Here is a 22,891-nt window from a genome sequence, read left to right on the forward strand (position 1 = left end):
CTCCCGAAATACCCCGACTTTTACCCCAAAACTGTCCGGAAATCAGAATTTTCCAAAGAAGGCCCGAAATCCTTTAACCACGGCCCTTCCAAGCCGTTTTCGATACATCCCACCCATCCGATTTCTCCCCCCTCCCTACTGTCGGGTTAACCGTGTAGTTGCCTGCACTCGTACCTGACAAACCCAGGCCGCTGCCCGTTACCGTTTTGCCACTACCGACGCTTGCCGTGTCAAAAGTCCCCGTACCGCCGGTATAGGTCACATCATCCGCGCCCACTACGCCGACCAGCGTGCGGCCGGTGATCGTTGCCGTGCTCGTTGCGTCATAAACCTTGTCAGCCGCCGTGATGCTGCCGATCAGCGCTTTTGGCAGCACCGTCAGCAAACCGGTCGCATAGGTGATGGTGTAGTTCGATGGATTGAAGGTGCCACCGGTCGCACTGCTCGGCGTGATGATATAGGGACTGCCGCCCACACTGGCGGTGACTGGCGTGCCCGGACTCGTCTCGGTCACGCTGCCGACTGTTTCACCCGCGACAGGCGCGACCGGGGTCGTAAAGGCAGTGGTTGGCAGGGTCAATACCTCACCGTAGTTCTTGCTGGCGTCGTTGGCCTTGATCGTCAGCGGCGCCGGGGTAATGGCCGCCGTCGTGGTGCCGTTACCGGAAGCCACCCCAAGAGCGGAATAGAGATCAAATTTGGCCAGGTCCGGGCCGCCCACGCTATAGCCACTGAAGGTGACCGGCTTGAGCACGCCAACGTCCTTGGTGTTGAAGGTAGCGGTGCCGCCATCCAGCGTGACGGTGTTGCCAACATTGGGGTTATCCCCCAGGGGATCCCGGAACTGAAGCGTTGCCGTCGCATCGCCATCGTACTGTTTGTCGACACCCTGCGCGAACACCCAGGCTTTCACGTCGGCCCCACCGGCCACGATTTTCGCCACGTAAGTGGCAATTTCCGTCGTCGTATTGGCATACCCGGCAGGATTGAAGCGAACGACGGTGTTTGCGGCACTCACCGCGCTGACCGTATTGTCACCGGTAAAAATGACGGTCCCGCCAATGATGCCCGGACCACTGCCGTCACTGTCGGCACGCAGTAGCACCGTGCCACCGCTGGCGCTGATCTGACCATTGACCGTCACATCCTTGTTGGCAATCACGCTTACGGCACCGCCACCATCGGCGGTCGTCGTGAAGACGCTGGCGTTCCCTCCGGCAGTCAAATCGATCTTGGCACCGCTACCTGTGGCAGTGAGTGCCGACGTTACCGCCACGTTACGCCCCGCACTCATGCTGAGTACGGTATTTGCGGCACTGGCGGTGAGCGCGGCGTTGACCAGCACGTCCTGGCCTGCCGTCAGTGCGATCTTGGAGCCCAGTGCGCTGGCGACCAGCGCAGCATTAACTTTCACATCATTACCGGCATTCAACACAATGCCGGAGCCTGCCGTGCTCGCCGTGATGGCGGAGCCCGCGTTGACGATCACATCATGGAGCGCATTCAGTGTCAGGATTTTACCGGTCGTCCAGGTCAGCGCGGCGGCGACGGTAATGTCACCGACACCACTGCCTGGCGTGCCATTATTGGTCGTAGTGACGGTAACATCGGTGCCGCCGTTCAAAACCGCGACCAAGGCAGCCGCATCGATTGATGCCGCATTCAAACCGGAATCCGGCGAATAAACGCCTGCGCTCAAGGTGGCACCGATGGTGCCAGCGCCAATCGTCACATCGGCCGGGTCAAGCAACCAGTTACCGGCCAAACCGTTTGCAGCGCTGGCATCAACCCGTATCCCCGCCACATCCAGTGCATGGCCGGAAGTTTCGATCAGGCCACCGTCGCCGCCCAGCGCACCACCGCGAGCCGTAATGCGACCGGCGACACGCGTCGAATCATCAGCCCACAGTACAACCTTGCCACCGTTGCCACGCGTCACCGCGTCCGCACTGATGCCAGCATCGGCACTCATGTAAGTCGCCGCAGCGTTCGGCACAGCAGGGTTCGTCCCCTGGTAGTCGCCGCCAAGCAGCACGCTACCCCCGCCGACGTCGCCGCTGGCATTGAGTTGCCCGCCAAACAGGCCGACGTGGTGACCGGTCAGCGTGATATTGCCGCCAGTCTGCCCGGCTCCTGTGCCCGAGACATCGAGTACACCGCTCACAGTCACCGTGCCGGTTTGCCTGTCGCCGATCAAGCGAATCGTGCCGTTGTGGTTCTCCAGCGTCTGCGCCCGGATTAGCCCCGTGTTGTTGACCGCACTTTGCAGCAGGCCGCTGGCCGATTGCGCGGTCAACAACACCTGGCCACCATCGGCCTGGATCAACCCGCCGTTTTGGACCAGTGCGTTCACCGCACCTTGATCCACCGAGACATTGAGCAGGCCATCACCCGCCACATCCAGAGTGATGGCGTTACCGGCCGCCAACGCTACCGAACCCAGGTTGGCCACGATGGTGCCCTCGTTGCTGACCGTAGCGCCGAGCAATGCCACGGCACCGCCATTTGCATTGAGCGTGCCCTGATTCAGCACCGTCCCGCCCGCACCGATGAACTTGTAGCGTCCAGCCATGAAGTCACTGTCGCTGATATTGAGCGTGGACGCGACCAAACCACCGACATTGACCGAAGCCCCCGGCCCGAACAGGACACCGTTCGGATTCACCAGAAACACTTTGCCGTTGGCCGACAAGGTGCCAAGAATGCTCGACGGATCAGCCCCCAGCACACGATTGAGCATGACCGAATTGTTGTTCGGCTGCGTGATGTTCACACTTTCTGCACTGCCAATGTTGAAGCTCTGCCAGTTGATCACGGCATTTTGCGTGGTCTGGATGATGCTCGTATTGCCGGCCCCCGTGCTGATGCTGGCGCCACCGGCAGCCACAACGCCACCGACGGGCAAGGCGTTAACGCTGCCCCCCACGGCCAGCAGCACGAGCAAGGTCAGCGCTTTCAGGGCAAAACCATCAGCACCACCGAGGACGGTTCGGCGCGACGCCGTTTTTTTGCCAGCACTGCTGGCATTTTCAGGCACGGCGACAAAGGTGGCTGTCTGCGCGTTCCAGAGAGATCGATAAGCACGGTTCATGGGGCAACTCCAAATTTTTTAACTGGCAAGGGGATCACGCAGGGAGCCGATCAATCGGATCAGAAATACTTGATGAGCTGGAGCCAGAAACGGCCCGACTTATCCGGGGCAGAGGTGGCATCTTCGCTGCCGAGTTTGAAGGCGTAGTAGGCCCGCACCATGAAGTTGTTGGCCTCATACCAGTTCGCGCCAACACCGGCACCACTGAGCGTTCGCGTGTTTTTGCCGGGGCCCCACGGGTTTTTGTGCACCGTGACCGTGCCGGTATCGACAAATCCGATCAACTGTATTTGTCCAGGCATGCTCTGGGAAAATTTCGGCAATTGCAGCCGGGCTTCCAGATTCAACAGATAACCTTCGTCGGCATAAGCCTCACCCTCTGGATAAGCCCGCACGCCATACATGCCACCGAGTTCCATCTTCTCGGAAACGTCCAGGTTCTTCGATGCCCATTGACCGCTGAGAGCCGCCGAGAGTGAAACGCTATCGGTCACCCGCTGTAGCCGCGCGGCGCTGAAAGCGAATTTATTGAAATGTCCATCGCTGCGCGCCGTTGCATCGTCATAGGCACGCACCACCGGCGTTTGCAGGTCGATATCGCCGACGCCCCAGGCGAAGGCGTAATTATTGATCCCGCCGCCGCCAAAATTGTCGCGCCAATCCCCGTTCAGGCTGGCCGTCGCCACATGGGCGCGTTTGTCGGAGACTGATCGCGTCGTATCCACCCGGTCTTCAAACTTTTTGGTCTCCAGCGCAAGCCCGGCGTAGAGATTGTTATTGCGCGAGCGAATCAGCGGGTAACGACCATACAGGCTGGCAATCTGTGCCGTGCCGTGAGCATCCAGGCTTTTAAACTCTTTGCCCAGTTCATATTCAAGATAACTGTAGGCTACACCGACGCTGGCTTTGCCCAATTGCAATTGGTAGGCGGCGCGGCCGTAGTTCAAGCCGGAACCTGCGGTCAACACGCGCAAAGAGGCCACATCGCCCAAGCCCAAGGGTTCATTGAAATTGACCGTGGCACCAGCCCGATAGGCGCCGGTGTAACGGTTGCCTGCATTATCGGCATCGACACTGCCGGTGATACGCCGCCCCGGTGTGAGGTCAACACGCAAATCAGAGGTGCCGACTGCAGCCCCTGGCAGCAGGGTCGATTTGACGACCACGCCGGGCAAATCGGAGAGCAGCAGCAGTCGGCTCTCCAGCGGTGCCGACGTAACCGGATCGCCTGTCTGGATACCACTCAGCAGACCATCGGCCAATGCACTGGAAACCGGCGCTTGATTGTTCAGTGTGATCTGCCCGTAGCGCCCCTCGACCACGGCAATGGTGACAACGCCATCCTTGATGTCTTGCGCCGGCAAGTAAGCCTGCGCGACGAAAAACCCGTTGCGCTGATAGTGGACCGCAATTTTTGCCGCCATTGCCCGCAACTGGGAGAGACTCAGCTCACTCCCCGGCACAAACCTGGTCAGCGCCAGCAACTCGGCTTCGGAATAAGTCTGCGCCCCCGTCACGATCAGGCGCTGGACGATCATCGTGGCCGTATCGGGCGCAGTCATGACACTTCCCTGAACCGGCTTGACCTCAATCTGCGGTGCGGCTTTTGGCGGGCTGGGTATGGGCGGAATCTGCTGCATCTGCCCGCCCGCACTGGGCACTTGCTGGGCCAGCAGGCTTTGACTCAAAACCAGCAGGGCAAATGGTAGAAGTTTGTTCTTTTTCATGCTTTGTATCCCCTAAGTTAGCTTGCAATGCAGGCTTTTCTGGGTGGCATGATGGCCGCAAGGTGCCCCCACAGTCTGTGGGCTGGCGAACACAAGACAAACAGACACCGACTGAGCGGCAAACCACAAGAAGGTGTTAGCAGCTTGTCCCGATACCGGATCGTGTGCTGCCTCAAACTACCGACATTGCTGAACCGCTATGCCGCAAAAATCACCTGAATGGGCAGTCGACCGCAGGAATCACGAGCAAGCGGCTACGCGTATTGCCGGGCTGCCCCGAAAATCAATGGAGCAACGCTACGAAAGGCATGCTGAAGACTTGGCGCCAGCGCGCCATGATGAATGACGAAACAAGGCTATGGCAACCAAGGAACCTGAACATAGCGGCAAAACCTATAAGAGCTTGGTCGATCACCGAAACGGTACTAGCTCACGAAACGGTAGCCAACACCGGATTCTGTCAGAATGAATTTTGGCCGGGTCGGATCATCCTCGATTTTCTTCCTGAGATGCCCCATATAGACGCGAACGTAGTGACTATCCTCGATATGGGATGGCCCCCAGACTGCCTTCAACAACTGGCGATGTGTCAGTACCGAATCAGGATGGGCAATCATGTACGCGAGCAATCTGAACTCAATCGGTGTCAGGTGGATTTGTTCCCCATCCTTCTCAACGACCCGCTTGCCAAGATCGACGCAAACCTTGCCAAACTCGAATACCGTCACGCCCGTGGCCCCCGCACGGAAATGCCGTCTAAGGTGAGCACGAACCCGAGCCAGGAGTTCTGCCGCACCAAACGGCTTGATCAGGTAATCGTCGGCGCCAGCATCAAGTGCTGCCACCTTGTCGGCTTCGGCAGTACGTGCGGACAAAACGATGATGGGAATTTCCGACCACGTCCGCATGTCCCGGATCAGGTCAATCCCATCGCCATCCGGAAGGCCGAGATCGAGCACAACCAAATCAGGCTGTCGGGTGCCGACCTCGATCAGGCCACGGACCACTGAATCAGCTTCGAACACGTTCAGTTGCTCGGCCTCCAGGGCCAACTTGATGAAGCGGCGAATCTTGGCTTCATCCTCAACGACAATCACGGTCGGCGTGGTGGCAGACATTTAATCAAGTTTCCTCGGCATCGAATGCTTCCTCGGCATCAAGTAAAGGCGGATTACCTTTGGGCAAGGTAAACATGAAGCGAGCGCCGCCCTGCAAGCGATTTTCAGCGTGGATTTCTCCACCGTGCGCTTCGACGATAGCACGACAAATGGCCAGCCCCAGTCCGACGCCCCGGGTCGTACCCTCCGGTTGACCGCGTTCGAACTTTTTGAAAATCACCTCCTCTTTTCCTTCCGGCAAGCCGGGGCCGTTGTCGTCGATCCAGACCTCAATCAGCCTTTCCTTGACCGTGGCACCAATCTCGACAGCACTTCCCGGCGGCGTGTACTTCACGGTGTTTTCCAGCAGGTTGTAGATGACCCGCTCCATCAGGACGGAATCGATATTAACCAGCGGCAAGTTTTCATCAAGGGAAACCATGACCTGATGTTCTGCTAAAGCCCGCTCCAGCGTTTTCAACGCACTGACGACGACTTCCTCCAGCGGCTGCCATTGACGGTTCAACTCGATACGCCCGGATTGCAGGCGGGCCATGTCGAGCAAATTATTGACCTGACCGCTAACGCGCAGTGCCTCTTCCTTAAGCGATCGGGCAATTTCAGCCTGCGGGCCGGTTGGTGGCGGCTGGGTCAGGAACATGGAATCGGCCAGGCCGACCAGAACGCTCATCGGGGTACGCAAATCATGAGAGATGGCTGACAGTACGGAGTTACGCAAACGCTCTGACTCCATTTGCACGGTCGTATTCTGGGCAACCTCGACGTAATGCACCCGCTCCAGGGCAATGGCGATCAGCGAGGCAAAAGTATCGAGCAGTCGCCGCTGCTCCGGGATGAGCAAACGATCCGTGTTGCGTATTTCGAGTGCCAGCACACCACGCAGACGCATTGGTGCCTTCAACGGCAAATACAGGATGGGGCTGGCGGCCAGCGTGTTGGTCCCCTGCCCGGCCGCCTCGGCATGATCAAATGCCCATTGCGCAATACCCATATCGACAACCGGCATGCCATTCGCCGATGGAAGCGCAGGCTGCAAGCGGTCGTTGTCATCGGTCAGCAGGAACGCCGCTTTAGCGCCCAATTCAGCCACGATGAAGCGCTCGCCGATTTCAGCAATCTGCTCTGGCATCAAGGCGCCGGACAGATCGCGCGACATTTCGTAGAGGGATCGGACACGCTGCTCACGCCGTGTCGCCACCTTGGCCTGGTATTTCGAACCGGCGGTAAGTTGTCCGATGATCAGACCGACGGCCAGCATGACAATAAAGGTCATCAGGTACTGCACATCACTGACGGCAAAGGAAAAACGTGGCTGGACGAAAAAGAAATCAAAAAAAGCCACCGACAAAAAGGATGCCAGTACGCTGGGGCCGCGACCGTAACGTACGCTGACCAGCACCACCGCCAGTAGAAAGACCATGACGATGTTCGGTAGATCAACGATTGGAAACAGCACGGTTGCAGCCAGCCCGGCTAGCGCGCATCCAGCGCCTGCCTTGGCGTAAGACGGCCACTGATCGAAAATGCCGTCACCGACAGGCCTGTCTCTCCCCTTTCCGGCCTCCCTGTCGATATCGGCACGCGCCACCTGGAGCACGTCAAGATCGGGGGCTTGCTGACCTATCCGCTCGGCAAAAGAGCGATACCAGGGGCGCCAGAGACGCGGCCTATCCCGCCCGACAAAAATTTTCGATAGATTGTGATCACGGGCATATTTGACCGCGACCTCTTCCACCTCGTTACCGGAAAGCGTTGCCGTCTGGGCACCGAGTTCTTCAGCCAATTTAAGGTTGCGCAGGATGCGATGGCGCGCTTCTTCAGACAAACGCTGCAAAGCCGGCGTTTCGACATAGATGGCGTGCCATGGAGCTTCCAGCCGACTGGCAACGCGGGCCGTCGTCCGAACAATTTTTTCTCCCCCCATGCCGGTACCAATGCAGGCAAGCAGTGAATCGCGGGTTTGCCAGACCGGAGAAACAAATTGGTCGCGCCGGTATTGCAACATCTGATCGTCAACCCGATCCGCCGTACGGCGCAGTGCCAGTTCACGCAGGGCGATCAGGTTGCCCTTGCGGAAAAAGTTGCGAATCGCCCGTTCCGCCTGGTTGGGCAGATAGACTTTGCCAGCCTGCAGGCGTTGCAACAGTTCATCTGGCGGCAGGTCGACCAGGACAACCTCGTCAGCGGCATCGAATACTTTGTCTGGCACCGTCTCCCAGACGCGGATGCCGGTAATGCCGCTAACCACATCGTTCAAACTTTCGAGATGCTGAACGTTGACCGTGGAATAGACATTGATACCAGCCGCCAGCAACTCGTCGATATCCTGCCAGCGTTTGGCATGGCGTGAACCAGCCACGTTGGAATGAGCCAGTTCGTCCATCAGGATCAATGCGGGTTTGCGGGCCAGCGCGCCATCCAGATCGAACTCTTTGAGCACACGATCACGATAGGGAACGTCCCGCAGCGGTAAATATTCCAGGCCGTCGGTCATCACCTCCGTTTCCATCCGGCCATGGGTTTCGACGATGCCGATCACCACATCAACACCTTGCAGGAGTTGCTGCCGGGCAGCGCCCAGCATGGCGTAGGTTTTGCCGACGCCGGCCGAGGCACCGAAAAATATCTTCAGCTTGCCACGCCGAGCCTTGGCTTCCTCAGCATTCAGGCGATTCAGTAACTGATCCGGGTCGGGACGTTGATCGGACATGGGTTTGACCTCATTTTTCCTGAAAATTTCTCGCTATCTCTGCCAGCAACCGGGCTCGAACCAGCCCGGGGAATAGCGCCTTGCAGTGTGGGGAACAGGTTCGCTGCCGACCATAGGACAACCGATGCAGAATCACATGGATCTCATGGTGCTTAGCGCAAACCGGGCAAATGTGTCGCACCATGATGGCTTATGCCGCATGTCCAGCGTAATGAGCCAATGCTAGCGCGTGATCGGCAATTGTCGACGAGACGATGAAGGTTTCCCGTCCAGAGGCGTTTCCGAGCTTCAGGGCAAGATTCAATGCCGCCACACCTGCCACCGCCATCCGTACCGGGTTTCCATAGCTGGACAGAAAAATCCTGATCCCTTCAATGCCCATTCCCGTTGCCGGAAACTTCATCACCACCACCGCCTTACCGGGTTCCAACGCAGCAACCTCAAGAGATTCTTTCGTTGAGGCGATACCGATACATAGCTCAGCGTTCATGCTGTCTCTCACTTTCGATTGATAAACAACCAGGCCAATCCCACGGGAATGAGAAAGGCGGCTAATGTCAGTAAAAAATTCAGCGTATCCATGATTTCTTCGAATTAGCTGCCCTGGCACATGAGTCATGCCGGGCAAAGCGATCACCTCCTGATCAGAGCCTCATGCGGCAAGCAAGCAAGCGTCGAACACCTTCTTGGTCTCCGCCGCTTCCGTGCACAAGCAAAGCTGCTGACGGAACTGAGGATCGGAAAACATTTGGGTTACTTCAGACAGGATTCTGAGATGCTCTTCGGTTGCTTCCTTCGGAACCAGAATCACAAGAATGTCTGACACCGGCTTGCCATCCGGTGCATCGTAGGGAATGGGCTGTTTGAGGCGCAGGTAGGCGAGTTGAATACGTTCAAGATACTTGATCCGGGCATGCGGGATGGCTACCCCACCGCCAAGGGCCGTTGACCCTAGCTGTTCCCGACGCAAAAGGCTCTGATACACCCATTCTTGCGGCATGCCATGCTCACGCTCCATATGCCGGGCCACTTCCTGTAGCAAACGAATCTGGCTTGGCACCTCCAGGTCAAGAAGAATGTCTTTCTTCGATAGCAATTCAGCAATGGTGCTCACTTGGACTACTCCTGTAGATTGTTCTGTCGACAACGTTCCGAGCGGAGGGACTAAAAGCAGGCCCCTCCACGGAATCAGAATGTCTTGCTGGCGGAGATGACCGCGATGCCGCGACCAGCATCCTTGGTCTGGCTGCCGTTCTGGACATTTTGCTTGTTCAGGGAATTGGCAAAACAATAGAACTCACTGCTGCCGCAACTCCCTTGCGCATTGGTGTCGATGTAGGCCAGAGCAAGCGTCCAACCAGAAATACTCTTGCTTACTCCGAGTTTCCAGTCAGTAAAACTACCGTTGCTCACGTTTTTAAAGCGCAAGTAACCCACATGGCCATTGATCCCCCAGCCGTCACCCAGATCGTAGTTCGCGGACAAATCCAGATAGCCCGTTCCCTTGCTGCCCGGCATGGCGAAATAATCACTGATTGCGTGGGAATACTTCAGGGAGACGTTTTTCCAGGAGGCTGCAACGTACACTTCGGTGTTATCGACGCTGCCAGTATGCGTTTTCCCCCGGTTCGAAATCGTCAGCTCGGTACCGGGATAGTAGTAATACAAGCTGCCGAGATCGATGCCAAAATCTCCGAAGCTGGCCTTATAGCCACCATAGAAATCCATCTCCAGATTGCCTTCCGGATAACCTGCACCGGACGAAATATTGGAATTCCAGTTGCCGGCGTAGAAACCGCTGGCATGCGAGTAATCGAAACCACCCTGCAAGGCTGGCTTGCCAAAGGTCTGGTCGATGCCACGGAAACGGTAGCTGGAGAACAGGCCGAGGTTGCCGGTCAGGCTATGCTCGGCGGTTGGCACCTGATCTGCCAGAAGCGGTGCCGAAAAACTGACGGTCAGCGCAAGGGTGACCAGGGAGCGAAGCGGAGCGGAATGCTTTTTCATATGAGTCTCTCGGTGTTTTTAACGCAGTGAATCAAGCGCAATGTTGAGTTGCAGGACGTTGACCCGCGGTTCACCGAAGACGCCCCATTGGCGACCTTCGGTGTGCTGGCTGACCAGCGCCTGGACGGCGGTCGGCGGCAACTGACGCAGGCGGGCGACACGGGCGATCTGGTAATCGGCTGCGGCCGGACTGATATGGGGGTCGAGACCACTGGCCGAGGCATTGACCAGATCGGCCGGGATCGGCAGTGGGTTGGTGGGATCGGCCGCTTTCAGTGTGTCGATGCGGCCCTTGACGGCATCGACCAGGGCCGGATTGAGCGGCCCCTGGTTGGAACCGCCGGACGCGCTGGCGTTGTAAGGCATCGGCCCGGTGGCCGAGGGGCGGCCCCAGAAATATTTGGGATCGGTGAAGTTCTGGCCGATCAGGCGGGAACCGACCACCTTGCCATCGTGGACGATCAGGCTACCCTCGGCCGCTTCGGGAAAAGCGAGCTTGGCAATGCCGGTCACGGCCAGCGGGTAGGCGATGCCGGTGACGGCAGTAAGCAGAACGAAGAGACTGACGGCAGGACGCAACAGGGTTTTCATGAGTTTTCTCCTCAGACCAGACCAACGGCGCTAATCGCCAGATCGATCAGCTTGATGCCGATAAATGGAACGATGACGCCGCCCAGGCCATAGATCGCCAGGTTCTGGCGCAGCAGCGTCGCCGCGCCGAGCGGCCGGTACTTGACGCCCGTCAGGGCCAGCGGAATCAGGAAGACGATGATCAGGGCATTGAAAATCACCGCCGACAGGATGGCCGAGGCCGGGCTGGCCAAGCCCATGACATTGAGCGCGGCGAGCTGCGGGTAGGTGCTGACGAAAGCAGCCGGGATGACAGCGAAATACTTGGCGATGTCGTTGGCGATGGAAAATGTCGTCAGCGAACCGCGCGTCATCAGCATCTGCTTGCCGGTTTCGACGACCTCGATCAGCTTGGTCGGATTGGAATCGAGGTCGACCATGTTGCCGGCTTCCTTCGCGGCTTGCGTGCCGGTGTTCATGGCCACCGCGACGTCGGCCTGGGCCAGGGCCGGAGCGTCGTTGGTGCCGTCGCCGGTCATCGCCACTAGGCGGCCTTCGGCCTGGTACTGACGGATCAGCGCCAGCTTGGCTTCCGGCGTGGCTTCCGGCAGGAAGTCGTCGACGCCGGCTTCGGCAGCGATGGCGGCGGCAGTAACGCGGTTGTCGCCGGTCACCATGATGGTCTTGATGCCCATCTGGCGCAGTTCGGCGAAACGCTCCTTGATGCCGCCCTTGACGATGTCCTTGAGCTCAACGACTCCCATGACACGCATGCTGTCGGTAACAACCAGTGGCGTGCTGCCGCGGCGCGCCACTTCATCCACTTTTCCCGAGACCGACGGCGGGAACTTGCCACCCAGCGCCTCGACATGCTTTCGGATGGCATCGGCGGCGCCTTTGCGGATCTGGCGACCGGCCATGTCCACACCGCTCATTCGGGTATTGGCCGAGAAGTGCACGAAGTGGGCATCCAGCGCCTGAATATCGCGCTCGCGCAACTGGAAACGTTGCTTGGCAAGAACCACGATACTGCGGCCTTCCGGCGTTTCATCGGCGAGCGAGGCAAGTTGAGCGGCATCGGCCAATTCAGCTTCGCTCACGCCATCGGCCGGCAGGAAAGTCGAAGCCTGACGATTGCCCAGCGTGATCGTGCCGGTCTTGTCCATCAGCAGTACATCGACGTCGCCCGCCGCTTCAACGGCGCGGCCGGAAGTGGCAATCACGTTGGCCTGCATCATGCGGCTCATGCCGGCCACACCGATGGCCGACAGCAGGCCGGCGATGGTGGTCGGGATCAGGCAGACGAGCAGCGCGATGAGTACGGTGATGCTGATCGGCGTGCCGGCCCCGGCGACCTCGACGCTGAACATCGAGAACGGCAGCAGCGTCACCGTGACACCGAGGAAAACGATAGTCAGCGCGACCAGCAGGATGCTCAGGGCGATTTCGTTCGGCGTCTTCTGGCGCTTGGCGTTCTCGACCATGGCAATCATGCGGTCAACGAAGGTTTCGCCCGGATTTACGGTAACCCGGACGACGATCCAGTCGGACAGCACGCGGGTGCCACCGGTGACAGCCGAGAAGTCGCCCCCGGATTCGCGGATGACCGGGGCCGATTCGCCGGTGATGGCGGACTCATCAACCGAGGCGACGCCTTCGATGACTTCGCCGTCGGCCGGGATGGTTTCCTGGGCCTGGACCAAGACGATATGGTCCTTTCTCAACTCACTGGCCGGCGTCATGACCCACGTCGCATCGCGCTTCGGTTCGCGCAGCTTTTTGGCCCAGGTCTCCTGCTTCAGGCCGCGCAGCGATGCCGCCTGGGCCTTGCTGCGTCCTTCAGCCAACGCTTCGGCAAAGTTGGCGAAAAGTACGGTGAACCATAGCCAGACGGTGATCGCCAGGATGAAGCCAGGGTTTTCCACCATCCCTGCCTCGCCTTGGGCCGCGAAGGCGTGGAGCCACAGGATGGTGGTCAGGATGCTGCCGATATAGACGACGAACATCACCGGGTTGCGCCACTGCACCGTCGGGTTCAGCTTGCGGAAGGCATCGGCAATGGCCGGGATGGCCAGCGCCGGATCGAACAGGGTAAAAGTCTTGCGTGTCATTGTGTTCTCCCCAGGCTTATTGACCGGCCCAGAGCACGAGGTGCTCGATGACGGGGCCAAGAGCCAGCGCCGGGACGTAATTCAGAAGGCCGACCAGCAACACGGTGCCAATCAGCAACAAGACGAACAGCGGGCCATGCGTCGGCAGCGTACCGGCACCAACGGCGATGCGTTTCTTGGCGGCCAGCGCACCGGCGATGGCCAGCACCGGCACGATCACGCCGAAGCGACCAAACCACATGGCAATACCGAGCATCACGTTGTAGAACGGCGTGTTGGCGGACAGGCCGGCAAAGGCGCTGCCGTTGTTGTTGGCCGCCGAGGTGAAGGCGTAGAGGATTTCCGAGAATCCATGGGCACCCGGGTTGGCAATACCGACTCGACCATCGCTCACCGTCACTGCGATGGCGGTACCCAGCAGCACCAGCAACGGCGTCACCAGGATGGCGAGGGAAACCATCTTCATCTCGAAAGCCTCGATCTTCTTGCCCAGAAACTCCGGCGTGCGGCCAATCATCAGACCGGCAATGAAGACAGCCATGATGGCGAAAATCAGCATGCCGTACAGGCCGGTGCCGACGCCGCCGAAGACCACTTCGCCGAGCTGCATGCCGACCAGCGGCACCAGACCGCCGAGCGGCGTAAACGAGTCATGCATGGCGTTGACCGCACCACAGGAGGCCAGCGTCGTGATGGTGGCGAACAAGCCGGATTCGGCGATGCCGAAGCGGGTTTCCTTGCCTTCCATGTTGCCGGCGGCCGGATCGACCCCGAGTTGCGTCAGCAAGGGATTGGTCTGCTGTTCGAAATACATCGCTGCCGAGGCGAAGGCGACGAACATCAGGGTCATCGCGGCAAGCACCGCCCAGCCCTGGCGCGTATTGCCGACCATACGGCCGAAGGTGAAGCACAGTGCGGCCGGGATCAGGAAGATCGACAGCATCTGGATGAAGTTGGACAGCGGCGTCGGGTTTTCAAAGGGATGCGACGAGTTGGCGTTCATGAAGCCGCCACCGTTGGTGCCCAGCATCTTGATCGCTTCCTGCGAGGCGACCGGGCCCATGGCCAGGGTCTGGCTTTGCGTCTGCGCCGGTTCGGTGACGACGGCGCCCTGCCCGTCCTTCACCGGCTGGCCGGCAGCGTCGAGCTTGGGCATCTCGAAACCGGTCACTTCCAGCGTCGTGATTTCCTTGTAGGCGTCGAAGTTCTGGATGACGCCCTGGCTGGTCAGGAAGACCGCGTAGACGATGGAAATCGGCAGCAGTATGTAAAGCGTGACGCGGCTCAGATCGACCCAGGCGTTGCCAACCGTCTTGGCGCTATGCCGGGCGAAACCGCGGATCAGGGCGATAACGACGACGATGCCGGTGGCAGCCGACAGGAAATTCTGCACGGCCAGCCCAAGCATCTGGGTCAGGTAGCTCATCGTCGCTTCGCCGCCGTAGCCCTGCCAGTTGGTGTTGGTAGCAAAACTGATCGCCGTGTTGAAGGCGGAGTCCGGACTGACTGCGGGAAAAGCCTGCGGATTGAACGGCAGGCCGGCCTGCAAGCGCTGCAGCCCATAGACAGCAAGCGCCCCGAACGCATTGAAAAGCAGGATGGCGAAGGCGTATTTCAGCCAACCCATTTCTTCATCCTGGCGGATACCGCACAGGCGATAGAGCGGACTTTCGATCTTGCCAGCCAGACGGAAGCGACCTTCCATTACGTTGGCGATGTAGGTTCCCAACGGTTTGACCGTGAGTAACAAGACAACAAGGTAAAGTCCGAGCAGAATCCACGCATGATGGCTCATGAGAAATCCTCCGGATTGATCAGCGCGGCGATCAGATAGACCAGCAGACCAACGGCAACAACGCCACTAAGAATGAAAAGCCAAGTCATTTGGCCCCCCCGAGCCGGGCACAGCCGGCGGCGAAGCCGAGCATCAGGGTAAGAAACAGCCCGATACCAGCGAGATAAACGAAATCCATGAATACTCCCCATGTAGGTATTGCGACAGGGCCATACTAGGAAAACGCTTATTAAAATTTTCAAGAAATAGGGGAGTGAAAATATAAAAAAATGGTAAAAATTCATCCGTTGAAAACTCACTCAGCATCCCCTGAGACCAGGCTCACTGACCGCACTGCAAACCTGCTCGAAGACTGACGCCTGGATAAAAGCCAATGTTTGGCAAAGAAATCCATTGCTTATACCCATTAGCTATAAACAATTACCTTTTTAGAATTTTTGTTCAATACCGGCTTTGTTACGATGCGCCTCGTTATCCGAAGACATCGAGCACATCATGGATTGGCTGTACACCGCATCAGGCTTCACCGTAGGCATCATTGTCGGCTTGACCGGCGTTGGCGGAGGCTCCCTGATGACGCCCTTGCTGGTCCTGTTTTTCGGCATCAACCCGGCCACGGCAGTCGGCACCGACCTGCTTTATGCGGCGATCACCAAAGCCGGCGGCACCGTCGTGCACGGCCGGCAAGGTCACGTCGAATGGCGCCTGACCGGCCTGCTGGCCGCCGGCAGCCTCCCGGCGGCGGCCATCACCATCGTCGGCATGTCCTTTCTGCCAAAGCGCAGCGACGATCTGACCCAACTGATTTCAATCATTCTCGGCGTCGCCCTGCTGCTCACCTCGCTGGCGCTGTTTTTTGGCCGCCGGGTCCAGCAATATGCAGCACACCACGACAACACCAACTGGCGGAAAAAGCATCTCGACAAGATCACCGTACTGGTCGGCGTCCTGCTCGGCGTGTTGGTATCCATTTCGTCGGTCGGGGCCGGCGCACTGGGTGTAGCTGCACTTTTCTTCCTGTATCCGAAACTGAGTTCGGTCAAGATCGTCGGCTCCGACGTCGCACACGCCGTCCCGCTGACACTGGTCGCCGGCCTGGGTCACTGGTGGCTGGGCAGCGTCAACTGGACCCTGCTCGGCGCATTGCTGCTGGGCTCGCTTCCCGGCATCTATATCGGTAGCCGACTGTCGGCAAAAATCCCCGAACACATCCTGCGTCGGGCACTTGCGGTCATGCTGGTACTGATCGGCAGCAAGCTGCTGCTGACTTGATCCGAAGTTACAGATGAATATCCGAGACGCAGTTTCAGCAGCGCACATCACTCGCTGCTGCGGTCGACACCTGTCTGCTCAGGAAAACGGCCTATGTTCGACATCAGACAGATGAATCATGGTCGTCCCACTACGCTTGGTTCAGCCAAGCCTGCGGAAATTTCTTCCTGTTTTCTGGATTGGCAGCCAACCCTTTCTGGAAGGAAAGACCATGAACAAATTCGACATCAACACAATTGCCTTGGCCCTCACCCTGATGTTCAGCACGGGTGCCATGGCTGAAGGCATGACCAAAGAAGAGTTCAAGAGCAGCAAGGAAAAAATCAGCGAACAGTACAAGGCGAGCAAGGCCACCTGCAAATCCTTGTCGGGCAATGCCGGCGATGTCTGCGAAGTCGAAGCCAAGGGGAAGGAGCACATTGCCATCGCCGAACTGGATGCCAATTACAAACCCAGCCTGAAAGCGCGTCATGAAGTTCAGGTCGTCAAGGCTGAAGCCAATTATGCGCTGGCCAAGGAACGCTGCGATGACCGGGCCGGCAACATCAAGGATGTCTGCGTGAAAGAAGCCAAAGCCATTGAAGTCGCGGCCAAGGCCGATGCCAAGGCGCAGATGAAATCCAGCGAAGCCAACATGACGGCCAATGAGAAGTCGACAGATGCCCGCAAGGATGCCAAGGCTGACAAGTCGGATGCCCAGTACGCTGTGGCCAAGGAAAAGTGTGACAGCTATTCCGGCAACGCCAAGGATCGTTGCATCGATCAGGCCAAGGTGAATTTCAACAAATAATGCCTGGGCTCGCCTTCACCTCGGAAGGCGAGCCGGTGGGAGAGCAAATGCCTCCCCTACCGGCAGGCGGCATCGATCAAACGTCGTGAAATACTGATCGGCTCGGGCAGCATGGGTAGTGCATCGAGTGCGAACCAGTCTGCCGCCTCGATTTCCTCCGGCGCCGGCGTAATCGTCCCGCCGGCGTAATCGGCAAAGAAGGCGACCATCAGTGAATTGGGGAATGGCCAGGGCTGACTGGCGAAATAACGCAGGTTGGCGATCTCGATGCCGACCTCCTCGCGGACTTCCCGAACGGCACATTCTTCCAGCGTCTCGCCGGCCTCGACAAAACCGGCCAGCGCGCTGTACACCCCCGGCTTGAAATGCGGACTGCGCGCCAGCAACAGTTTGTCGCCGTGGCGCACCAGCACCATCACGGCAGGTGAAATGCGCGGATAGACGAGCAATCCGCAACTCGGGCAGCGCATTGCCAGTTCGCCGGCTTGACGCGTGGTCGGCGTGCCGCATTTGCCACAGAAACGATGATTGGCCTGCCAGTCGAGCAACTGCGTCGCCCGGCCGGCCAGCGCAAAAACAGCCGGACCGGCCAGCGAAAATACTGCGCGCAAGGAAACCGCTTCATAGCCGGGAATTTTCGGCAATTCGGCCAGGTCGACCGCAAGACACGGCAGTCCATTCAATTCGCCGACCGGCAGGACTTTTTCAGGATCGCCAAAAGCCCTTGCCTTGCCCGATGGGAAAAATCCACCGTCGGCCTGACCCGGCAAGGCCAGCAGCCGATTTTCGCTGCGCAATATCCAGTAAACCGTTTTGTCCATGGCAACTCCGAAAAAGGAAGGGGCCGAATCAGGCATGACGCCCGTGCATGACGATGCGCGAAACAAACCAGATGGCCAGCAGATTTGCCGCGACGGCGACATAGCCGACCAGCGGATAACCGACGATCCGGCCGCTGCCATCGAGCGTGATCAGGAAACCGGCCAGCGTTGTCGCCAAGCCCATGGCCAGTGACTGGACGGTACCGTTCAGCGACATGAAAGTACCGCGCAAATTGGCTTGAGCTGCCGAGGCGATGATCGCCATGGCCGGAATCATCCGTCCCGAGATCAGCACGAAAAAGCTGGTCGAGCAGAGCAGCCAGCCCCATAAGGGCAGCGCGCCGACATGGGTGATCACCAGCAAGGGCAGCATGGCGACCAGCGCAACCCGACGGTAAACCTCGGCCTTGCCGTGATGGTCGGCCCAGCGGCCAATCAGGCGAGCGCTGATGAAGGTGGCGAAGCCGCCCACGAGATAGACGATGGGAATATCGCCGGGGGAAATACCGACATTGTTCACGGCGTAGATGGTGATGTAGGGAATCACCGTGAAACCGGAAAAAATGATCAAGGCGGAAAACAGCAAGGCCCGCCGGTGATTCGCCTCGCCCAGCACGCTGAAGGTGGCCGACAGCAGATGGGCGCGCTTCTCTTCGCCGAGGTGATGGCGCAACTCGGGCAGGAAACGCAGGCCGATAGCGAGAAAGATCACGCTGATCAGGGCAATCAACATGAAAGGGGCGCGCCAGCCGAAATGATTGGCCAGCCACAACGACAAGGGCACACCGGCGATGGTCGACAACGAGAAAGCACTGGCCACAACGCCACTGGCCCGTGCCCGCCGGGAAAACGGAATGGCGTCGCCGATCATGGTGTGAATCAGCGCCCCCATGATGCCGCCGAACACACCGGCCAAACCACGCGCCAGCATCAAGGTCGAATAACCGGGCGCCAGCCCGCAGGCCAGGGTAGCCAGCGCAAACAGCGTAAAACTGATGAGCAGCAGGCGCTTGCGCTCGAATAAATCGACAAAGGTCGCCGCCAGCACGCCGGAAATCGCCGCACCGAAACTGTAGGACGCCACGAGCAGTCCGAATTCGTGCGTACCGATACCAAACGCCCGCATCAGGATCGGGCCGAGCGGCATCATGATCATGAAATCCAGCACATGGCTGAACTGGATGCCGGCCAGGGTCAGCAGGAAGAAACGTTCGCTACGCGGAGAAAGCTCGGTCGTCATGGAAAATACAGCGTCAGCAGATGCGGGCGACAAGGATACGCGCCCTGATCAGGCAAGCGACAAATTTCGCACTCTGCCGGCAAACCGTCTTGTGAGCGCCCCATGCAAAACACCCCTGCCCGGAACAGCAATCCGGCCAGGGGCGTTTTATCGGCAATTACTGCGGTCGACCGCAATAATTGTTACTTTTTCGGCTTTCTCTCCGGATACGGCGGGCCATAAAGAATAAAGGCACTGAAGCTGGTGCCACCAGATGCCAGGTCGAGCAACTCATCGGGCAATTCGTCCTCGAGCGTTGGCGCAGGAAGGACAAAGGTCAGCTCGTCGGGGCTTTCAACGATCACATTGATCTTCTTGTTCGGCACAGGGTCCTTGCCGAACACAGACGCAAGCGCGGCGTGCGGGTCTTTCAACAACTGGGCACGAAAGTTTTCGTCAAGCTGCGCCGCACGAATCAGTTCATCTTCAGTTTTGCGGCGAATATCCAACACGAAATCCGGGCTGATTTTTTCAGACAAGTTACATCTCCTTAAACAGAGCAATTGATGCAAATAAACCGGCATCGCCAAAAAACATTGGCGGAGCGCCAGTCACAAACGAGAAAATCGAATGGAATATTCTATATCAGCCCATTACAATGGCAAGTTCATTTTGCCGGATTTCTCCCTGGTGTTGCCTGTCTCGATCAAACCCCTGCTAGCCGCAGATGCCCCGAAGGTCTACAGCCTGACGTGGCGTTATTACCACCCCCTGCTGCACGCAATTGAAACCGATTTGCCGAGCATCGTTCGTCCCTGTGCTCTGGTCGCCTGGGTGGATGAACTTCCGGTCGGTCTGATACTTTCAGCGGCAGCGGACGACCATCGGGTTGAAGCGGGGCAGCAACGCGTACTGTCGCTGATGGTTTCGCCAGCCTGGCGGCGACGCGGCATTGCGCGGCAATTACTCGCCGCGCTGGAAGAACAGCGGGAGAAACTCGCTTTACGCGGCATCTCCATCTCCTACTCGGATCGCTTGCCCGGCGCCCCGGCGCTGGCACGCCTCCTGCCCTCGCTGGGCTGGAGCGACGTACAGCCTCAGCGTCTGCGCATTTGTGGTGAAGGACGCCAAACCGGCGTGATTTTCCGTAATCAGACTGCCCTGCTCCGGCGCCTGGAAAGACATGGCTTGCGCATATGCGCCTGGCGTGAACGTGCCGAGGCTGCCGAGGCGCTGGCCGGGCGTTGCATCGCCGAGGAAAAGGCGCCGATGTGGACCTCCCCGGCCATGTGGGCGGAACGGCTGGACCCCGATCTGTCGCTGATTCTGCTGGACAAGACCGATACGGCGGTCGGCTGGGTCATCTGCGAGTATCAGGCCGCCATGGCGCGCTGGCATTATCCGGTCGGCTGGGTCGTTCCGCCCTACGATACGCAAGGCTGGCTGCTCGTTGCCTATGCCGATGGCGCCAGACGGCTGGTCGAACGGCATGGCGAGACAGCTGTGGCGGTCATCGAAACCGGCTCGGAACAACACGGCATGTGGACTGTTCTCGAAAAGCACTTCAAGCCACATGTCACCTGGACGGACCGTTTGATGTACAGCGAGCGCCGTTTTGACGCAAGTGCACAATGAAAGTCATGCTTCACAAAGCCATCCCGCATGCTAACTTAGCGTTTAAAGTACGCTAGCGCCCGGCGAATATTTTATAAAACAAGGCGTTACATCCCAACCATCGCCACCCGTTTGGCTTGTTCATGCGGAGCCGTCATGAAAAAAAACTGCAACGACTGCATTGAAAGCCGCCAGCTTGCATTGATCCAGCAACTTGGGCGGGTCGGTTATTGGGAGTACGACCCGGCGAGCAACTTCATGCTGCTGCCGCAGCCGTCGCAAGCACTGCTGGCAACGATCATGGCGGCCGAGCCAGCCGCCTGCAGCAACCTGCCGGACGTTCTGAACGAGGCCGAACGACGCCGCTTCATGCTGGCCCTTGAGCAAGCCGTCAGCAGTACCCTGCCCTTCACCATCGAACTCGGTTTGCCCAATGCGCAGGGGGAATTCATCCATCTGGTTGTCCGTGGCGCACCCCGCTCCCGGAACCCGGAGGACATCTGGTTTGCCGGCACTTTCCATGACATTACGCATGAACGGCAAACCGAAATCGAGCGCGAGAAGGTTCTGACGCAGATGCAGACGCTGCTCGATGCCTTGCCGCAGGGCGTCAGCGTGATCGACAGCGAATTGCGCCTGATCCTGTGGAATCGCCGCTTCATGGAAATCCTCGATTTCCCGCAACGTCTGGTGTACCGCTACGCCCCGTTCGAGGATTTCATCCGCCATAACGCCCAGCGCGGCGAATATGGGCCGGGCGATCCGGAAGATCACGTCAAGATCAACGTGGCCCGCGCCAGGGAGTTCAAGCCGCACCGTTTCGAACGGACGCAAACCGGCGGCAACAGCATCCTGATCGAGGGCGTGCCCTTTCAGTTTGCCGGCGAGATTTCAGGCTTTGTCACCACGTACACCGACATCACGCAGCGCAAGCACAGCGAAGAACTGCTGGCCCGCCAGCGTGACGTGATGCAAACCATCATCGACAACTTCCCCGGCGGTATTTCGCTGTGCGATCCCGATCTGCGTTTCACCACCTTCAACGAGCAATTCATCAAACTGCTCGATTTCCCGCCCGCGATGTTCGCCAAGGGCTGGGTGCATTTTGAAGAACTCGCCCGATTCAATGCCGAACGCGGCGAATACGGAACGGGAGACAAGGACGAGCAGATTCAGGCGACCGTCGAACGCGCGCGGAATTTTCAGGCGCATCACATCGAACGCCAACGACCGGATGGCACCTGGCTGGATATCCGCGGCACGCCGCTACCAAGTGGCGGTTTTGTCACCAGCTACATTGACATTACCGAACGCAAAAAAGCCGAAGAACGCATTCGCAGCATGGCCTTGCACGACGCACTGACCGGCCTGCCCAACCGGCTGAACCTGAACGAGCAACTGGAACTGGCGGTCGAACGGGCAGCCACCCGCGGCACCCGTTTTGCGCTCCTCTTTCTCGATCTGGATGGTTTCAAACACATCAACGACAGCATGGGCCACGACGTCGGCGATGCGCTGCTGGTCCACGTCGGCCGGCAATTGAAATCCGTGGTGCGCGAAACCGACCTGGTCGCCCGTCTGGGCGGCGACGAATTTGTTGTCCTGTTGCGCGACATCAGCGATGCGGCAGCGGTCCAGACGATTGCCGAAGACATCCTCGCCAGCCTGGGCGAAGCGTGCACGCTCAACGACTGGACGATCCAGACCGGCAGCTCGATCGGTATCGCCCTGTACCCGGAGCACGGCACAAGCCGCCAGCAATTGCTGAAAGCGGCAGATCATGCCATGTATGCGGCGAAACGCGGCGGCAAGGGAAGTTACCGGTTTGCCGAAACCGAGGGTGAGCGTTCGGCCGGCAGTGTCTCCATCGGTGGCCCAGTAACGGCAGTCGACACCTGAAAGCGATGACTCGGGAGACGCCGGGCAGCGCACAGAGCATGACGAAAAAAACCCGCCAGCCGAGGCATCCCGAACTCCAGTGGTAAACTCGCGCCTTCGCTTTCACCGGATGGCCCCGCTGTGCGCCTTACCCTGCTCGTCCCCGAA

General features: G+C 58.8%; 18 protein-coding genes. 4 read left to right on the forward strand and 14 right to left on the reverse strand.

Annotated features, from left to right (window positions below):
* Nucleotides 1-73: 73 nt before the first annotated feature.
* The 11 genes from RCI20_RS00720 to kdpF all read right to left on the reverse strand — a co-directional run bounded on the left by RCI20_RS00720 (nucleotide 74) and on the right by kdpF (nucleotide 15,218).
* Entirely contained in the window at nucleotides 74-3,091 is a 3,018-nt protein-coding gene (locus RCI20_RS00720; protein ID WP_306602540.1) for a filamentous hemagglutinin N-terminal domain-containing protein, read from the reverse strand.
* 59 nt (nucleotides 3,092-3,150) lie between these two features.
* The gene (locus RCI20_RS00725) at nucleotides 3,151-4,818 is read right to left on the reverse strand and encodes a ShlB/FhaC/HecB family hemolysin secretion/activation protein (RefSeq protein ID WP_306602542.1); all 1,668 of its coding nucleotides are present in this window, start codon (nucleotides 4,816-4,818) and stop codon (nucleotides 3,151-3,153) included.
* 425 nt (nucleotides 4,819-5,243) lie between these two features.
* The gene (kdpE, locus tag RCI20_RS00730; protein ID WP_306602544.1) at nucleotides 5,244-5,936 is read right to left on the reverse strand and encodes a two-component system response regulator KdpE; all 693 of its coding nucleotides are present in this window, start codon (nucleotides 5,934-5,936) and stop codon (nucleotides 5,244-5,246) included.
* A gap of 4 nt (nucleotides 5,937-5,940) precedes the next feature.
* The gene (gene kdpD / locus RCI20_RS00735) at nucleotides 5,941-8,646 is read right to left on the reverse strand and encodes a two-component system sensor histidine kinase KdpD (protein ID WP_306602546.1); all 2,706 of its coding nucleotides are present in this window, start codon (nucleotides 8,644-8,646) and stop codon (nucleotides 5,941-5,943) included.
* 190 nt (nucleotides 8,647-8,836) lie between these two features.
* Entirely contained in the window at nucleotides 8,837-9,136 is a 300-nt protein-coding gene (locus RCI20_RS00740) for a hypothetical protein (RefSeq protein WP_306602547.1), read from the reverse strand.
* Between the two features lie 162 nt (nucleotides 9,137-9,298).
* Nucleotides 9,299-9,760: a PTS sugar transporter subunit IIA gene (locus RCI20_RS00745; RefSeq protein ID WP_306602548.1), complete on the reverse strand. Its 462-nt coding sequence runs from the start codon at nucleotides 9,758-9,760 to the stop codon at nucleotides 9,299-9,301.
* A gap of 74 nt (nucleotides 9,761-9,834) precedes the next feature.
* Complete coding sequence (locus tag RCI20_RS00750) at nucleotides 9,835-10,653, reverse strand: TorF family putative porin (RefSeq protein WP_306602549.1); 819 nt, start codon at nucleotides 10,651-10,653, stop codon at nucleotides 9,835-9,837.
* Between the two features lie 18 nt (nucleotides 10,654-10,671).
* Complete coding sequence (kdpC, locus tag RCI20_RS00755; protein ID WP_306602550.1) at nucleotides 10,672-11,244, reverse strand: potassium-transporting ATPase subunit KdpC; 573 nt, start codon at nucleotides 11,242-11,244, stop codon at nucleotides 10,672-10,674.
* 11 nt (nucleotides 11,245-11,255) lie between these two features.
* Nucleotides 11,256-13,334 carry a potassium-transporting ATPase subunit KdpB gene (kdpB, locus tag RCI20_RS00760; RefSeq protein ID WP_306602551.1) on the reverse strand — a complete coding sequence of 693 codons (2,079 nt, stop codon included), beginning with the start codon at nucleotides 13,332-13,334 and terminating at the stop codon, nucleotides 11,256-11,258.
* 16 nt (nucleotides 13,335-13,350) lie between these two features.
* On the reverse strand, nucleotides 13,351-15,129 hold the full coding sequence (gene kdpA / locus RCI20_RS00765; RefSeq protein WP_306602552.1) for a potassium-transporting ATPase subunit KdpA: 1,779 nt from the start codon (nucleotides 15,127-15,129) through the stop codon (nucleotides 13,351-13,353).
* Nucleotides 15,126-15,218: a K(+)-transporting ATPase subunit F gene (kdpF, locus tag RCI20_RS00770; RefSeq protein WP_306602553.1), complete on the reverse strand. Its 93-nt coding sequence runs from the start codon at nucleotides 15,216-15,218 to the stop codon at nucleotides 15,126-15,128. The genes kdpA and kdpF overlap by 4 nt, the downstream gene beginning before the upstream one ends.
* 406 nt (nucleotides 15,219-15,624) lie before the next feature.
* On the opposite strand from kdpF, the gene RCI20_RS00775 reads away from it, so the two are divergent.
* Together RCI20_RS00775 and RCI20_RS00780 are read left to right on the forward strand one after the other, a co-directional pair.
* A complete protein-coding gene (locus tag RCI20_RS00775) occupies nucleotides 15,625-16,401 on the forward strand; it encodes a sulfite exporter TauE/SafE family protein (protein ID WP_306602555.1) in 777 nt (258 codons plus the stop codon).
* 211 nt (nucleotides 16,402-16,612) lie between these two features.
* Nucleotides 16,613-17,191: a hypothetical protein gene (locus RCI20_RS00780; protein WP_306602556.1), complete on the forward strand. Its 579-nt coding sequence runs from the start codon at nucleotides 16,613-16,615 to the stop codon at nucleotides 17,189-17,191.
* A 56-nt stretch (nucleotides 17,192-17,247) separates the two neighbouring features.
* Here RCI20_RS00780 and nudC read toward each other — a convergent pair whose 3' ends face one another.
* The 3 genes from nudC to RCI20_RS00795 form a co-directional block, all read right to left on the reverse strand.
* A complete protein-coding gene (nudC, locus tag RCI20_RS00785; RefSeq protein WP_306602557.1) occupies nucleotides 17,248-18,012 on the reverse strand; it encodes an NAD(+) diphosphatase in 765 nt (254 codons plus the stop codon).
* Between the two features lie 28 nt (nucleotides 18,013-18,040).
* Nucleotides 18,041-19,252: an MFS transporter gene (locus tag RCI20_RS00790; RefSeq protein ID WP_306602559.1), complete on the reverse strand. Its 1,212-nt coding sequence runs from the start codon at nucleotides 19,250-19,252 to the stop codon at nucleotides 18,041-18,043.
* A 182-nt stretch (nucleotides 19,253-19,434) separates the two neighbouring features.
* The gene (locus tag RCI20_RS00795) at nucleotides 19,435-19,770 is read right to left on the reverse strand and encodes a hypothetical protein (protein ID WP_306602560.1); all 336 of its coding nucleotides are present in this window, start codon (nucleotides 19,768-19,770) and stop codon (nucleotides 19,435-19,437) included.
* Nucleotides 19,771-19,861: 91 nt separating this feature from the next.
* On the opposite strand from RCI20_RS00795, the gene RCI20_RS00800 reads away from it, so the two are divergent.
* Complete coding sequence (locus tag RCI20_RS00800) at nucleotides 19,862-20,866, forward strand: GNAT family N-acetyltransferase (protein WP_306602561.1); 1,005 nt, start codon at nucleotides 19,862-19,864, stop codon at nucleotides 20,864-20,866.
* Nucleotides 20,867-21,001: 135 nt separating this feature from the next.
* A complete protein-coding gene (locus RCI20_RS00805; RefSeq protein WP_306602563.1) occupies nucleotides 21,002-22,744 on the forward strand; it encodes a PAS-domain containing protein in 1,743 nt (580 codons plus the stop codon).
* Nucleotides 22,745-22,891: the final 147 nt, after the last annotated feature.

It is taken from the genome of Azonexus sp. (assembly GCF_030824335.1).
In the GTDB taxonomy this organism is placed as follows: domain Bacteria; phylum Pseudomonadota; class Gammaproteobacteria; order Burkholderiales; family Rhodocyclaceae; genus Azonexus.